Source organism: Flavobacterium sp. (genome assembly GCF_044338735.1).
Classification (GTDB): Bacteria; Bacteroidota; Bacteroidia; order Flavobacteriales; family Flavobacteriaceae; genus Flavobacterium.
In genome coordinates this window covers 14718-31265 of the sequence record NZ_JBIIWV010000005.1, presented here as the reverse complement: position 1 = coordinate 31265, position 16548 = coordinate 14718, and the positions used below count along the sequence as shown (strand labels likewise).

The following is a 16548-nucleotide window of genomic DNA, read 5'->3' as shown; positions in this document are numbered from 1 at the left end:
GTTTTGAATCTGGTGCATCGTTAGAAGAAGTTGGAACTGTACTTCAAGTTGGAGACGGTATCGCTCGTGTTTACGGATTATCAAACGCTCAATATGGAGAGTTAGTACAATTTGAAAACGGATTAGAAGCTATCGTATTGAACTTAGAAGAAGACAATGTTGGGGTGGTACTTTTAGGACCATCAACAGGAATCAAAGAAGGTTCAACAGTAAAAAGAACACAACGTATTGCTTCTCTTAAAGTAGGAGAACAAGTAGTAGGTCGTGTTGTAAACACACTAGGAGAACCAATTGATGGTAAAGGTCCAATCGGTGGCGAATTATTTGAAATGCCGCTTGAAAGAAAAGCGCCTGGAGTTATCTTCCGTCAACCGGTAACAGAACCATTACAAACCGGAGTAAAAGCAGTAGATGCAATGATTCCTGTAGGTCGTGGACAACGTGAGTTGGTTATTGGTGACCGTCAAACGGGTAAATCAACCGTTTGTATTGATACCATCTTAAATCAAAAAGAATTTTACGATGCAGGTCAACCTGTATTCTGTATATATGTTGCAATTGGGCAAAAAGCTTCAACTGTAGCAGGAATCGCAAAAATGTTAGAAGAAAAAGGCGCAATGGCTTATACGGTTATTGTTGCTGCAAATGCTTCTGATCCAGCTCCAATGCAAGTATATGCTCCTATGGCAGGTGCTGCAATTGGTGAATATTTTAGAGATTCTGGTCGTCCAGCGTTGATTGTTTATGATGATTTATCTAAACAAGCAGTTGCGTACCGTGAGGTGTCTCTTTTATTAAGAAGACCACCAGGACGTGAGGCATATCCTGGAGACGTTTTCTACTTACACTCTCGTTTATTAGAAAGAGCTTGTAAAGTAATTAACAACGACGAAATCGCTAAAAACATGAACGATTTACCAGATTCTATAAAAGGAATCGTTAAAGGTGGTGGTTCGTTAACAGCGTTACCAATTATTGAAACACAAGCGGGTGACGTTTCTGCCTATATCCCAACCAACGTAATTTCGATTACAGACGGACAAATTTTCTTAGATGGTGATTTATTCAACTCTGGAGTTCGTCCTGCAATTAACGTAGGTATTTCGGTATCTCGTGTTGGAGGTAATGCACAAATTAAATCAATGAAAAAAGTAGCAGGTACTTTAAAATTAGACCAAGCGCAATTCCGTGAATTAGAAGCGTTTGCAAAATTTGGTTCTGACTTAGATGCGGTTACTTTAAACGTAATTGAAAAAGGAAAAAGAAACGTTGAAATCTTAAAACAAGGTTTAAACTCTCCTTTTACAGTTGAAGATCAGGTGGCAATTATTTATGCAGGTTCTAAAAACTTGTTGCGTAATGTACCCGTTGATAAAGTTAAAGAATTTGAAAAAGATTTCTTAGAATACTTAAACGCAAAACACAGAGATACATTAGACGCACTTAAAGCAGGTAAGTTTGATGACAACATCACTGACGTTTTAGAAAAAGTAGCGAAAGAAATTTCAGCAAAATATAATTAATAACAATTTGAGAATTTGAGAATTTGAAGATGGATTAATTCATTTTCAAATTTTCAAATTTCCTAATTTCCAAATTAATATGGCAAACTTAAAGGAAATACGTAATAGGATTACTTCTGTTTCATCTACGATGCAAATTACATCGGCGATGAAAATGGTTTCTGCTGCAAAGTTAAAAAAAGCGCAAGATGCTATTACAGCGATGCGCCCTTATGCAGAAAAACTAACCGAACTATTACAAAACTTAAGTGCAACGCTAGAAGGAGAAGTGGGCGGTGCTTTTACAGCTCAAAGAGAAGTAAAAAAAGTACTTATCGTGGCAATTACTTCAAACAGAGGTTTGTGTGGCGCGTTTAATACCAATGTAATCAAACAAGCAAAAGCAGTAGCTGATACGTATGCTGGAAAACAAGTGGATATTTTTGCTATTGGTAAAAAAGGAAACGATGTGTTGCGTAAAACTAATAACGTAATCGAAGTTAACAATGTTATTTTTGACCAATTAACGTTTGAAAATGCTTCAGATATTGCACAACAATTAATGGATAAATTTGTAGCAGGTGATTACGATAAAATCGAAATCGTTTACAACGAATTTAAGAATGCGGCAACTCAAATTGTAAGAACTCAACAGTTTTTACCTTTAGCTCCAATTGTGGGTGGCGAAGTAGTAGCATCTGATTATATTTTTGAACCTTCTAAAGAAGAAATTGTGTTGACTTTGATTCCAAAATCATTAAAAACACAATTGTACAAATCAATTAGAGATTCATTTGCAGCAGAACACGGAGCGCGTATGACCGCAATGCATAAAGCAACCGATAACGCTACAGAATTAAGAGACCAATTAAAATTAACCTACAACAAAGCGCGTCAAGCGGCTATTACAAACGAAATCTTAGAGATCGTTGGTGGAGCAGAGGCGTTGAAAAGCTAATTTTAGTCAAAACAATATTAAAAGTCCCGATTTATTCGGGACTTTTTTGTTTTATATTCATGGGTAACAAATTCTTGTACTACTCCTTAAAATTAAGAAACATTGCCCAGCAGTAGTTTCTTTTACTTTATAAACTGCTTTTAACCGTTACTTTATTTCGTTTTAACTTGTTCTATTTTATAATTGCTGTACAGCAATAAATTAATTGCCCTAGGGAAAGTATGTCATTGCCCTAGAGAAAAGAAACAATTGCCCTAGAAGGATAAAAAAACGCAACCGCTTCAACACAATTTATAGTATTAATAAATTAAAATTAGTTACTTATAGTTGCTAATTTTAAAAATAATTACTATGTTTGGTTAATTAATACGATATAACCATAGTTGAGCATAGCTACTCAAAAACAGATGGCTTTGCTCAACAAAACAGTAAAAACTGAGTATATATACAAGTAGTATGAAACTATTTAACAACGTATCGATAAAAAATGAGTCTTATCAACTCAAATATGCAATTAAAAAGATTTTCTACTACTTATTAATTTGTATTTACAGTAGAATGAATAAAACATTATCAATAAGATAATAAGAAATCAATAATCAGTTATCTATTTAAGATGACTATAAATTTAGAAATAATGAAAAAAACATTTTTAACCTTTGCTTTTAGTCTTTTAATTTTTACACTTAACTCATGTTCAGAAAACGATGAATCAATAACAAGAATTTCAGCTTTCAAAAATTTATCAGTAGATAAAATTGGTAAAGATTCTGACATTGGGCAAAAAGTAAAATCAGATTTAGAGCAATTCGAAGAAAAGAATATGTCTTTTAATTTCAATAATATTCAACGAACATCTTTTGATTTTATTGAGGATTTAAAATTTTATCTTGTAGAATTTGAAAACAATCAAAATAAATTTTTAGGATATTATGATAAGAATAATAGCAAAATTTATACAATTGTAGAAAAGTTCAATATCGATGCTAAAACTAATAAATATATTGTAACAAATTTAAATAATAAAGTTTTGTATGAATTTAGCATTAATTCAAACAATGGTTTAAAAGATATAACAAAACATAACCCTATAGATACAAATTCTTTGTCAAAAGCCCCATACCCTGCAGATTTTGACTGCGGCACATTAACTTTTTCAAAATGTATGCAGTGTGGCTTTGACGTATGTAGTCAAGATTGGAGATGTCAAGCTGCTGCAACAATTTCTGGTCCAGCATTTGTGGCAGGTTTAGCAATAACTTGTGGTTTAAGAAACGCTTTAAATTAATGATTATGAAAAAGTTTGAAGTTATTTGGGTAATTTCCCTATTTATAATTCTTTTATTAGGAATTAATTATTTAGTTAGTGGTCAAAATAGAATTTCAAATTTTATTTTTGGTATATTTTTATTTCAAGTATTAGTTTTTATTATTTATAAATTATTTAGTTTCAAATATAAAAATCAATAGCATCATACAACAATTGTATGGGGCAATAGCGGCTTTCGAGCAAAACTGAAAGGCGCTATTGTACTTGAAATGGTTAGTGATTTATCAAAAGTTTTGATATATTTTACCGCTACTGCAACAAGCTGCCAAACGTTAGCAGCAATTTAAAAATGCATATTATGGAAATAAAAGTTGGAAATTATGAAATTCTAACTCAGGGAACAGTTATCTCTATCATCGATGAACCTATAGATTTTTTCATAAATGAAGACGCAAAAGGTTTCATTATTAGATTTATTTTTAAAAATGATCCTGAGGTAACAGAAAAGAAGATTAATGTTGAAAGTTATGAAACAAATGGTGCAAAATTTACATTTATAAATTTTAATAATAATTTAGGCACTGGCAGTTTTAAACCAATAACGGTTGGGACATTCAATAAGCGAGAACTTTTATTTAGTTATAGAATATATCACTTGGAAGGCGCAGGTCAAACAATGCATTATAATTGGCTATTAGGAAAGGAGGTTGGAAATGGTAAATAATCAGCAAAATAGTATTATAAACATTGAAGACTTAAATAATGCAGCGCAACAAACGCTAATTCATATTGACTTAGATAAAACTTTTTATAGCATCACTCCTGCTGAATTGATTATCTTGGAAACTGGTTCTACATCATTGTGGAAAGATATATCACTTTTTGGATTTGGGATTGGCGTTCCATGTGCAATAAATGCCTTTATAGAATATTCTAAAGTTAGCACTTTAAATCCTGAAATATTTTGGAATTCCTTAGCCGCTAGCGTAGCTTTAATAATTGCTTTTATATTTTCTATTTTTTGGTACAAATCTACCAATAGCTGTACCGTTTTAATAAACAGTATAAAACAAAGACCAAAGTATAAAATACAATAAACTGCTGCTAACAGCCGTTTTGCCCCGCTCCCGCGCGAATCCTTTCGCGTGGTATTTGTATAACAATATAATTTTTTTATATACCCGATGGCTCGGAATTGCATTCCGTGCCCTCAAAAAAAATCATCAAAAACACTTCAATTCACAAAACCTTTTCCCTCATTTACTTTTATTGGTATATTTGTAAGTAACAAACTAATTTCCAATGAAAAAATACTGCGGTTTCTTCTTACTACTTTTTACCTTTTTCGCTTCGGCACAAAATCTTCGTTTAGAAGACATCATGAAAGGCGACGAATTTATAGGGCACCAACCCGATAATCACCGTTGGTCTATCGATGGGCAAACCGTTTTATTCGATTGGAATCCAAATAACGAAATCGATAACAGCACGTATTATTGGAACAAATCGAGTAAATCACCTCAAAAAGTTAGTAGTCCAAATCCTATTTACGATGTTGATTTCATCGCAGCGCAAAAAGACTACGATGTGGTGTATTATACCAATCAAGGCGTTTTGTATGCGTATACCAAATCCACAAAAAAGGCTAAGAAAATCATCCAATCTGCTGACCGAATTACTGCAGTTCAAAGAAGTACTACTCCGGATATTGTTTTCTTTCAGCAAAATAGAAATCTATATCAATTCAATACCAAAGATTTTTCGATGGTGATGTTGACCAATTTTAAATCAGGAAAAGAAAATAAAGCAAAAGAAGAAGATTCGTTCTTGAAAGACCAACAAAAGGAATTATTTCAGTTTGTACGCGATGAAGCAAAAGCAGACGCATGGTATGCAACGCAATCCAAATCCAAAAAAGAGAAGTTTCCCAAAGAAATTTTCTACGATAAATCTTCGTTAGAGCAAATAAAAGCATCACCCGATGGAAAATTTGTAACCTTTAGAATTTCAGATTATCCTACTGAAACTGCAACTAATGTAGAACATTTCATTACCGATGATGGGTTTACCCAAAGCAAAAAAGCACGTTCAAAAGTATCGACGGATAATTTCAGTAAACACAAATTCGGAATTTTCAATGTTGCAAAAGACACTACGTATTACGTTTCGTTTTCTAATTTAACCGGAATCAAAGACGCACCAAAATACTATCAAGACTACGAAAATCTAAAAGACAAATCGGATTATGAAACCGCAATTGTCATGATGAGTCCGGTGTACAGCCAAGACGGAAAAAATGCCGTGTTGGAAATCAGAAGTCAAGACAACAAACACCGCTGGATTGTGCAATTGGATGTAGCTTCAGGAACCATTACCGAGTTAGACCATCAACACGACGACGCTTGGATTGGCGGTCCAGGAATTCCGGGCTATAGTTTTAGTGGCGGAACATTAGGTTTTATTGATAATGCGACTTTTTATTTTCAATCGGAAGCAACGGGTTTCTCGCATTTGTATACCTATAATTTAAAAACCAAGAAAAAAGATGCGGTAACAAAAGGCAATTGGGAAGTTCGCAATGTACAATTATCGAATGACACCAAATCCTTTTACCTCACAACCACTACAACACATCCAGGCAACAGAAGTTTTTATAAATTGGACATTGCTTCCAAAAAAATGACGGGAATTGTAACGAAAGATGGCAATTATGAAGTAGAACTTTCGCCCGATGAAAAAACACTTTTAGTCCGTTATTCCTATAAAAACAAACCGTGGGAATTGTATGTGGGAACCAATAAACCAAATGCCGAATTGAAACAAATTACGTTTTCCACTACGCCAGCATTCAACAAATACAATTGGAAAACGCCAGAAGTCATCACTTTTAAAGCCGAAGACGGAACGAATGTGTATGCGCGTTTGTACCAACCAAAAGCAGAAAACAAGAACAAAGCCGCAGTCATTTTTGTACACGGCGCCGGTTATTTGCAAAACGCACACAATTATTGGAGCACCTACCACAGAGAATATATGTTTCACAATTTGTTAACCGATTTGGGCTATACCGTTTTAGATATCGATTACAGAGCGAGTGATGGTTATGGTCGCGATTTTAGAACTGGAATTTATCGTCACATGGGCGGAAAAGATTTGTCGGACCAATTGGATGGAAAGAATTATTTGGTGCAAAATTTAGGAATTGACACCAATCGAGTGGGAATATACGGAGGTTCGTATGGCGGATTCATCACCTTGATGGCATTGTTGACCAAACCAGCCGAATTCAAAGCAGGTGCAGCCTTGCGTTCGGTAACCGATTGGGCGCATTACAATCACGGGTATACGTCAAACATTTTGAATTTTCCAGAAACCGATCCAGATGCCTATAAAAAAAGTTCACCCATTTATTTTGCGGATAATTTACAAGACAAGTTAGTAATGCTTCACGGAATGGTAGACGATAACGTGCAATTTCAAGACATTGTTCGATTGACACAACGCTTCATTGAACTGGGTAAAAAAGATTGGGATTTAGCTGTGTTTCCAGTAGAAGCGCACGGATTTAAAAGAACCTATTCTTGGGTAGACGAATACCAAAGAATTTTAAATTTATTCAACGAAAATTTATTAGAAAAATAAAATGCAGCAGTTAATTGAATTGACTACAATTGATGAAATGATGGAGCACTTTTCCCTCATTCAACAACTCTACCCCGATTATTCGACCGAAAAGTACCAGGATTTATTGAGCGCCATGCTTCCAAATAATTATAAACAGTTAATTGTCGTAGAAAACGGAATTTCGATAGCTTTGGCAGGATTTTGGATAGGAACTAAACTATGGAGTGGAAAATATCTAGAAATGGATAACGTGGTGGTGCATGAAGATTTTCGTTCGAACGGAATTGGAAGTATTATGACCAACTATTTGAATCAGAAAGCCATTGATGAAGATTGTAAGATGATTGTTTTAGATGCTTTTTCTACAAATTTTGGCGCACACAAATTTTATATGAATCATGGTTTTGTGCCGAAAGGATTTCATTTCATCAAATTTTTAAATTAAAAAACATGAAGCGATTACTTTTACTACTATTTTCGATAACAATGATAAGCTGTTCAAGTCAGAAAAAAGCCCTTCAAGAAACCCTTCAAGCTTCTTTTGAAACTTGGGTCGCAGGTGTGCGTGGTGGTGGAAGTGGCATCAATTTTTATGTTGATTTGAAAACACCATTAAACAAAGAAATCGAACTTAAAAAAGTAATTTTCAGAGGATATGAGGTTCCTTTTGAGAAAATGGATGACCTTCATTTTATCGCAAGAATAAAAACCGAAGGCAATCAACAAAAATTTGACGGTGACGATTCCCAAATTTACACCAGTCCTAAAAATGCTTTAACCTTAGCGGAAAACGAGGCTATTTTACTATTTTCAGAAAAGGGAAAAGAATTTAATGTTAAAATTAAACAGGTTACCGAAAAACCAATGCTCGAATATCCTTCGGCAAAACCAAAGTTTTAATTACATTTGTTAATCTAAAAAAACAAATAATTTGAGTTCAGGTAAAAGTCTTTTAAAACAAACTGCAATTTATGGCATAGCTACTGTATTTCCAAGAATGCTAAGTTTTCTCTTAGTAAGATTGTATACAGATTATTTGCCTAATAAAGAATATGGAGAAGTATCTGTAATTTTTTCTTATTTAGTCTTTTTTAACGTGGTTTTATCTTACGGAATGGAAACAGCTTTTTTCCGTTTTTATAATTCAGAATCCAACAAAAACAAAGTCATTTCAACCGCGACCATTTCTATGTTTTGGTCCACGATTATATTTTTTGCGGTATTATTACTTTTCAGAAAAAACTTAGCGCTTTGGTCTGAATTTAAGATTGAATACATCGTTTTCACCATTTGGATTTTAGCTTTAGATGCTTTGGCTATTATTCCGTTTTCAAAAATTAGAGCTGAAGGTCGTCCTGTAAAATATGCAGTAATTAAGATTTCAAATGTTGTAATAAATTTATCACTGAACATTTTTTTCTTGGCATTTTTACCAAAATTAGCAACAAATTCAGATAATATTTTTTTACAATCCATCTATTATGAAGACTTTCAAATAGGTTATATTTTTGTTTCTAATTTAATAGCCAGTTTAGTTACCTTGTTATTCGTTTTACCCGATTATTTCAAAATCAAATGGCAGTTTGATACTGATTTATGGAAGAAAATGATGCAGTATGGTTTGCCTATTCTTGTGGCCGGAATTGCTTTTGCCATTAACGAGCATTTTGATAAAATCCTTTTGGATTGGATGCATGTGGATATGGCAGACATTGGAGCTTATTCCGCTTGTTATAAAATAGGAATGTTTATGGTGTTGTTCAGAACGGCTTATACTTTAGGAATCGAACCTTTTTTCTTCAGTCATGCTAAGAATGAAAATGCGCCACAAACTTATGCTACAATTACGAAATATTTTGTCATTTTTGGATCCTTCATTTGTTTAGGGGTTATTGTTTTTGCCGATGTAATAAAATTATTTTTAGTCCCAAAAGAAAGCTATTGGACCGCAATGGAGATTGTGCCTTTAATTGTTTTGGCCAATTTCTTCTTAGGCATTTACACCAATTTATCCGTTTGGTACAAACTGATCGATAAAACGAAGATTGGAGCTTATATTTCAATCGTAGGGGCAATAGTAACCTTAGCGTTAAACGTACTTTTAATTCCAATAATTAGTTACATGGGTTCGGCAATTGCCACTATTTTCGCTTATGGAACCATGATGTTTATTTCCTATTATATGGGACAAAAGAAATATCCAATTCCCTATGATAAAAAATCGATTTTCACGTATTTAGGATTAGCCATTGTGCTTTCTGGAATTTCATTTTATGTGCCTATTTTACGCGAAACGTATCTATTTGGTATTGCCTCAATATTCTTTTTTGCTTACTTTGTCTACCGAAACGAAAAAGAAACTATTTTAAAGATCATCAGAAGAAAATAATATGCAAATTAAAATCATCAACAAATCGAGTCACGCGCTACCTAATTATGAAACCATAGCTTCGGCAGGAATGGATTTACGTGCGAATATTTCAGAACCCATCACTTTAAAATCATTAGAAAGAACCATTGTAAAAACCGGCCTTTTTATTGAATTACCTATTGGTTATGAAGCGCAAGTACGCCCAAGAAGTGGTTTAGCAGCCAAAAAAGGAATCACCGTTTTAAATTCGCCAGGTACAGTTGATGCTGATTATCGAGGAGAAATTGGTGTGATTTTAGTAAATTTATCCACTGAAGATTTCGTAATTGAAAACGGTGAACGCATTGCACAATTAATCATTGCCAAACACGAACGCGCCGAATGGCTTGAAGTAACCGAATTATCTGAAACCTCAAGAGGTGAAGGCGGTTTTGGTAGTACTGGGGTGAAATAGCCCCCTAGCCCCCAAAGGGGGAATGGACAAAATTGTGTATATAGTTTATAATAAAATGTTGAATTCATAAAATCCTATTGACCCCTAATAGGAATTCCCCCTTCGGGGGTTAGGGGGCTTATATGAAAATAATAGTACCAATGGCAGGACGAGGTTCTCGTCTTCGCCCACACACGTTAACCATTCCAAAACCATTAATTCCTGTTGCAGGAAAACCAATCGTTCACCGATTAGTAGAAGATATTGCAGGCGTTTTAAATCAGAAAATTGATGAAGTTGCGTTTATTATTCACGAAAGTTTTGGCGCAAAAGTCGAAGAAGATTTAATTGCCATTGCTGAAAAATTAGGTGCAAAAGGAACTATCTATTACCAGAATGAAGCATTAGGAACAGGTCATGCGATTATGTGTGCCAAAGATTCTTTAGACGGTCCAGCGGTTATTGCCTATGCTGATACGTTAATCCGTGCCGATTTTGATTTGGATACTTCGGCCGATAGTGTAATTTGGGTAAAACAAGTAGATCAGCCGGAAGCTTTTGGTGTCGTAAACTTAAATGCTGCAGGTGAAATTATTGAATTGGTGGAAAAACCAAAAGAATTTGTTTCCGATTTGGCCGTTATTGGAATTTACTATTTCAAAGATGTTGCCGTGTTGAAAAACGAATTACAATCGGTGTTAGACAATAACATTATTCATGGTGGCGAATACCAAATTAACGATGGTATTAAACAAATGATGGCAAAAGGAATGAAATTTGTACCAGGGAAAGTAGATGAATGGATGGATTGCGGAAACAAAGACGTTACGGTGGAAACCAATACAAGAATGCTCGGATTTTTACATAACGATGGCGAACATTTAATTGATTATGGTGTAAAACAAGAAAATTCGACCATTATTCCTCCTTGTTACATTGGAGAAGATGTGGTCTTAATTAACGCTACGGTGGGCCCAAATGTTTCGTTGGGCAAAGGCTGTCATGTCATTGATTCTTCTATAAAAAATAGTTTGGTGCAAACGCATTCACATATTAAAAATGCCAAATTAGACAACGCTATGATTGGAAATCATGCGAGTTTTGATGGTAATTTTACAAGTATTAGTATCGGAGATTATTCGGTGTTAGAATAGATGCTAAATAAAAAACACATAGTTTTTATTGTTTTCCTGCTTTTTAGTTTTGGAAACTACACTTTTGCACAACAAAATCCAGAAGACATTGCGTTAGTAGAAAATAAAACGGAAGATTATTTTTTTGAAGCGCTCGCACAACGGGGTATTGAAAATTATGATAAAGCTATTGTGGCTATCCAAAAATGTTTAGAAAAAGAACCTAAAAACGCTGCTTTTTTATATGAGTTAGGTAAAAATCAATTGGATGCAAAAGATTATGTCGCTGCCGAAATAACTTTTAAAAGCGCCGTTGAAATCGACAATAAACAACGCTGGTATTGGAACGGACTCTATGATGTTTACTATCAAACGAAAGATTTTCAAAAATCGATTCCTGTTGTTGAAAAATTAATTGAATTTGACCCAAACATGCGAGAAGATTTGGTGTCTTTATTCATGAATACCAATCAAAAAGACAAAGCATTACAATTGATTAAAGAAATTGAAGCGACTTCAAATTTGACAAAAACTATGGAATTCTATAAATTAAAATTAGAATCCACGGCTGAATTTGCAACGCCCAAAAAAGAACAATTAGAAAAAGGCATCAAAGAGCATCCAAAATACGAACAAAATTATGTCGATTTAATTTCGCTCTATTTAAGTTTTAACCAAGAAGAAAAAGCATTTGAAGTTGCTAAAGTATTGGAAAAAGAAATTCCCAATTCAGATTGGGCTCACGTGAGTTTAGTTAAGTTTTATTTGGCTAGTAATGACGGAATCAACGCTTCAAAATCAATGTTTAAGGTATTGATGAATAGTAAAATCGATTTAAAAATTAAGCATCGTGTGTTTAATGAATTCTTAATTTTTGCTATTAAAAACCCGACTTTTTTTACCGATGTTGATGCTGCAATTCCTTATTTTGACAACGATCCTGAAGTTGCTGTTGCTAAAGAAGTTGCTAAATTCTTTTGGAAAAAAAGCGATTTAGATAAGGCAATTTATTATTTTGAAATAGCCATCAAGAAAAGTCCAGATGATATTGAAAGCCTCAATTATTTTTTAGAAGTGCTGCAACAAAAACAAGATTATCAGCGTTTAGTTGTTAAAGCAACAGAATGCATTGAATTATTTCCAACTCAACCAAATTATTACTTTTATGCAGGATTGGGTTATAATCAATTGAAAAATTATAAAAAAGCTAAAGAGAATTTAGAAAACGGCCTAGATTTTGTAATAGAAGATCTAAAGCTCGAAGCTAATTTTTATGAACAGTTAGTAATTAGTTGCGAATTTTTAAATGATCTCAAAGCTAAGCAATTGTATGCTTCTAAATTAAAACAAATCAAGTAATGAAATATATTGTATCTGCCTTTTTTGTATTATTATTTGTAGGATGTAAATCAAAACAAATGGTTGCCACAGCTGCAGCAAGCGACGCCACAGAAGTAACAAAAATAATCAACGGCCATTATGCAAATAATACTGATTTTAAAACGTTAAACATAAAAGCAAACGCTAGATATGAAGACGAAAAGCAAGCCCATTCCATGAATGCAGATATCCGAATTAAAAAAAATGAAATCATTTGGATTAACATCAAAATACTCGGTTTTCCAATGGCAAAAGCTTTGATTACGCCTACTAAAGTGAGCTATTATGAAAAAATAAATAACACTTATTTTGAAGGCGATTTTACCATGCTAAGTAATTGGCTTGGCACCGATTTGGATTTTACAAAAGTGCAAAATTTGTTTTTAGGGAAAGCTATAGACGACTTGTCAAAGGGAAAATGGATTTCAGAAATTACGGAAAAAATGTTTAAATTATCAAAATCAACCACTTCTGATGTTTCCAAAGATTTTTATTTTGAAGCGGCTAATTTTTTACTTAAAAAAGAAACTATAACACAAGCCAGTCAAAATAGGGTTTTGGAAATTCAATATCCTTCTTACAAAGAAGTTGAACGTATGTTTTTGCCCAATGAAATTAACATCAAGGCTGCCCAAAAAGACAGAATTGCAATTGATATAGCCTATAAAAACACCACTTTTAATGAAAATTTAAGTTATTCATTTTCAATTCCTAGTGATTACCGAGCAATTCAAATCGATTAATTTTTTATTTTCCAAAAAACAAAACTACCTTTGTTAAAAACCAATGCGCATGAACCAATTTTTAAAAATACTTTTTTTCTTTTTTATTACCTCTATGGCTTTTGCTCAACCTTCAGAGCAACAAAAATTAGAGCAAAGAAAAGAGCAAATTCTGAATGAAATTGCAGAAAAAAAAGCACGATTAGAGTCGGAAAAGAAAAAAGAAAAATCGGTTTTAAAGCAAATTGATCAACAAAAAGGGCTTATTGCACTGCGCCAAAAATTATTAAATACGACCGCAAAACAAACTCGTTTGTTAACTGATAATATCTATTTGACCCAACTCGAAATGAATAAATTAAATAGAGAGTTGACGGTGTTGAAAGAAGATTATAAAAAAATGATTGTAAAATCATATAAAAGTAGAAACGAACAAAGCAGGGTAATGTTTGTGCTTTCTTCCCAAGATTTTTTACAGGCGTATAAGCGCATTCAATACATGAAGCAATATGCCGATTTTAGAAAAATGCAAGGTGATGAAATTAGAACCAAACAACAAAAACTAGAATCTGCGGAACAAAAACTGCAAACCAATAAAAAAGAAAAGGAAAAGGTTTTAGTAGAAACGGAACAAGAGAAAAAAGAATTGGAAAAAGAAAAACAAGAGCAAGAACGCCTTGTAAAATCAATCCAAAAAGATAAAAAACAAATTGCAGCTGAAATTGATAAAAAGCAAAAAGAAGCCAAACAAATAGACCGTCAAATTAAGAAAATTATTGCCGATGAAATTGCGGCGGCGAACAAAAGAAATGCTGCAAAAACTGGGACTACAGCTCCAAAAGCTGGGACCAAAGAAGCTACAAAATTTGTACTTTCTGCCGAAGGGAAAGTGTCATCCGATAATTTTAAAGCCAACAAAGGGAATTTGCCTTGGCCTGTGGTTAAAGGTAACATTTCGCAACGATATGGTGACCAACCGCATCCAGTTCATAAAAATTTAACCGTTCATAATAGTGGTATTGAAATTACTACTGAACCAGGAGCTTCCGCTCGAGCAGTTTTTGCCGGCGAAGTGTTGCAAGTACAAGTAATTTCGGCAAATAATAAAGCGGTTTATATTCAGCATGGAGATTTTATTACGGTTTATCTAAATTTATCATCGGTAAGCGTGAGTAAAGGTCAAAAAGTGAGCATTAAACAGAATATTGGAAGAATTCATACCGATGCCTCAGGTAAAGCAGTGATTAAGTTTTTAGTGTTACAAAACACCACTACGCTAAACCCTACATCTTGGTTAAATATGTAACAATAATGAGGTCAGAAGGCCTCATTTTTTTTGAATCATAATTTCTAGTACTTTTACATTTCAATCGTATACCATGAATGCAGCTCACATTAAAATTCTTCACATCGATAGTAATCATCCGTTACTTTGGGAACAACTAGAACAAGCGGGTTTTCAAAACGAAGCTGATTTCATTTCGTCTAAAGAAGAAATTGAAGCTAAAATTGAAAACTATCAGGGTATTGTTATAAGAAGTCGTTTTAAAATTGACCAAACATTTATTGAAAAAGCCACAAATTTGCAATTTATTGCTCGTGTTGGTGCAGGATTAGAAAGTATCGATTGTGAGTATGCAATGCAGCGAGGAATAAACTTAATTGCCGCGCCAGAAGGCAATGCAAATGCAGTAGGCGAACAAGCTATAGGAATGTTGTTATCGCTTTTTAATCATCTGAATAAAGCAAATAGCGAAGTAAAAGATGGCCAATGGATTCGTGAAGGCAATCGCGGACATGAATTGGAAGGAAAAACCATTGGAATTATAGGTTATGGAAACATGGGAAAATCGTTTGCTAAAAAATTGCGCGGTTTTGATGTAACGGTTATTTGTTATGATATTTTACCCAATTTAGGCGATGAAAATGCTACACAAGTTTCATTGGCCAAACTTCAAGAAAGAGCTGATGTTTTGAGTTTGCACACACCTTGGACAACGGAGACGGATAAAATGATAAATTCCGATTTTATTAACCAATTTAAAAAATCATTTTGGTTCATTAATACGGCTCGAGGAAACTCTGTAGTAACAGAAGATTTAGTCGAAGCGTTGAAAGCTGGAAAAATTTTAGGTGCCGGTTTAGACGTTTTGGAATATGAAATAGTTTCTTTTGAAACCCTTTTTGAAGGAGAAACCCCCAAACCACTTGATTATTTATTGCAAGCAGACAATGTACTATTAACACCTCATATTGCAGGTTGGACAGTAGAAAGTCATCAAAAATTAGCTCAAACTATAGTAGATAAAATCATTGCTTTGTATTAAAAGCAATATGCTCTGAATTTTTTTACTGATTAGTAAAATTATTTATTATATTCGTATTCTAAATTAAAAAATCAAAATTATGGAAGTAACTAACCCAAACGAAAATTGGAATCAACCTCAAGCATCTCATCAAGAAAATAAAAAAATTGCAGCTGGAGTTTGTGCGCTTTTAATTGGTGGAATTGGAGTTCACAAATTCATCTTAGGATACAACAAAGAAGGAGTTATACAAATTCTTTTATCTGTCGTAAGTTGTGGAATTTTAGGTATTATCCCTTTTATAGAGGGAATTATTTATTTAACTAAATCTGATAGTGATTTTTATCAGACTTATCAAGTTAATAAAAAAGGATGGTTTTAATTTCCATTGAGCAATAATAATTTTATAGTATACAGAATTTTAGGTATTACAGGTGCATTGATAACACTTGTAATACCTTTTATTTTAGGGTTAAACAATACGGGTAATAAACTAGAACACGAACAATCATTTTGCCCATTAAAAGCAACTACAGGTTTTCCATGCCCGTCTTGTGGAATTACAAAATCAATGGTTTATTTTTATGATGGTAATTTAGTGAAGAGTTTGGGTTACCATCTTTTTGGGCCCATAGTAGTCGGTTTTTGTATCTTTATGATTGTGCTTTTTTTAGTTGAAATTAAAACCAAGAAAGTATATTTTAGAAAATGGTTTTTTAATAGAAAATTAGCCTACTTTTTAGCCGTTTTTTTGATAGGCTATCATATCATTAGATTGTTCATTTTTGTTCAAGAACATTCATGGAATGAAATAGTAAAACAAAGTATTTGGAGATAAAAAAAAGCTAA

Annotated in this window: 17 protein-coding genes; all 17 read left to right on the top strand. The window is 33.4% G+C overall.

Annotated features, from left to right (window positions below):
- The coding region (gene atpA, locus ACIQZC_RS00940; protein ID WP_396137361.1) for a F0F1 ATP synthase subunit alpha at window positions 1-1523 on the top strand (1523 nt) is incomplete at its 5' end.
- Window positions 1524-1602: 79 nt separating this feature from the next.
- Entirely contained in the window at window positions 1603-2460 is an 858-nt protein-coding gene (gene atpG, locus ACIQZC_RS00935; protein ID WP_396137360.1) for an ATP synthase F1 subunit gamma, read from the top strand.
- A gap of 637 nt (window positions 2461-3097) precedes the next feature.
- Window positions 3098-3748, top strand: coding sequence for a hypothetical protein (locus ACIQZC_RS00930; RefSeq protein ID WP_396137359.1), 651 nt, complete (start codon window positions 3098-3100; stop codon window positions 3746-3748).
- Window positions 3749-4088: 340 nt separating this feature from the next.
- Window positions 4089-4454 (top strand): DUF6864 domain-containing function, encoded by a 366-nt coding sequence (locus ACIQZC_RS00925; protein WP_396137358.1) that lies wholly within the window; start codon window positions 4089-4091, stop codon window positions 4452-4454.
- A complete protein-coding gene (locus tag ACIQZC_RS00920) occupies window positions 4444-4827 on the top strand; it encodes a hypothetical protein (protein ID WP_396137357.1) in 384 nt (127 codons plus the stop codon). Before ACIQZC_RS00925 ends, ACIQZC_RS00920 begins: the two co-directional genes overlap by 11 nt.
- A 205-nt stretch (window positions 4828-5032) precedes the next feature.
- Complete coding sequence (locus ACIQZC_RS00915) at window positions 5033-7372, top strand: prolyl oligopeptidase family serine peptidase (protein WP_396137356.1); 2340 nt, start codon at window positions 5033-5035, stop codon at window positions 7370-7372.
- A 1-nt stretch (window position 7373) separates the two neighbouring features.
- Window positions 7374-7799, top strand: coding sequence for a GNAT family N-acetyltransferase (locus ACIQZC_RS00910; protein WP_396137355.1), 426 nt, complete (start codon window positions 7374-7376; stop codon window positions 7797-7799).
- Between the two features lie 5 nt (window positions 7800-7804).
- Window positions 7805-8254: a hypothetical protein gene (locus ACIQZC_RS00905; RefSeq protein WP_396137354.1), complete on the top strand. Its 450-nt coding sequence runs from the start codon at window positions 7805-7807 to the stop codon at window positions 8252-8254.
- A gap of 31 nt (window positions 8255-8285) precedes the next feature.
- Window positions 8286-9743 (top strand): lipopolysaccharide biosynthesis protein, encoded by a 1458-nt coding sequence (locus ACIQZC_RS00900; RefSeq protein WP_396137353.1) that lies wholly within the window; start codon window positions 8286-8288, stop codon window positions 9741-9743.
- Window position 9744: 1 nt separating this feature from the next.
- On the top strand, window positions 9745-10179 hold the full coding sequence (gene dut, locus ACIQZC_RS00895; protein ID WP_396137352.1) for a dUTP diphosphatase: 435 nt from the start codon (window positions 9745-9747) through the stop codon (window positions 10177-10179).
- A gap of 122 nt (window positions 10180-10301) precedes the next feature.
- Window positions 10302-11312 carry a sugar phosphate nucleotidyltransferase gene (locus ACIQZC_RS00890; protein ID WP_396137351.1) on the top strand — a complete coding sequence of 337 codons (1011 nt, stop codon included), beginning with the start codon at window positions 10302-10304 and terminating at the stop codon, window positions 11310-11312.
- Window positions 11313-12650, top strand: coding sequence for a tetratricopeptide repeat protein (locus ACIQZC_RS00885; RefSeq protein WP_396137350.1), 1338 nt, complete (start codon window positions 11313-11315; stop codon window positions 12648-12650).
- A complete protein-coding gene (locus ACIQZC_RS00880; RefSeq protein WP_396137349.1) occupies window positions 12650-13414 on the top strand; it encodes a DUF4292 domain-containing protein in 765 nt (254 codons plus the stop codon). Before ACIQZC_RS00885 ends, ACIQZC_RS00880 begins: the two co-directional genes overlap by 1 nt.
- Window positions 13415-13463: 49 nt before the next feature.
- The gene (locus ACIQZC_RS00875; RefSeq protein ID WP_396137348.1) at window positions 13464-14699 is read left to right on the top strand and encodes a murein hydrolase activator EnvC family protein; all 1236 of its coding nucleotides are present in this window, start codon (window positions 13464-13466) and stop codon (window positions 14697-14699) included.
- A gap of 73 nt (window positions 14700-14772) precedes the next feature.
- Entirely contained in the window at window positions 14773-15720 is a 948-nt protein-coding gene (locus ACIQZC_RS00870; protein ID WP_396137347.1) for a 2-hydroxyacid dehydrogenase, read from the top strand.
- 79 nt (window positions 15721-15799) lie between these two features.
- Window positions 15800-16081 carry a TM2 domain-containing protein gene (locus tag ACIQZC_RS00865; RefSeq protein WP_396137346.1) on the top strand — a complete coding sequence of 94 codons (282 nt, stop codon included), beginning with the start codon at window positions 15800-15802 and terminating at the stop codon, window positions 16079-16081.
- A 6-nt stretch (window positions 16082-16087) separates the two neighbouring features.
- Window positions 16088-16537 carry a DUF2752 domain-containing protein gene (locus tag ACIQZC_RS00860; RefSeq protein ID WP_396137345.1) on the top strand — a complete coding sequence of 150 codons (450 nt, stop codon included), beginning with the start codon at window positions 16088-16090 and terminating at the stop codon, window positions 16535-16537.
- Window positions 16538-16548: the final 11 nt, after the last annotated feature.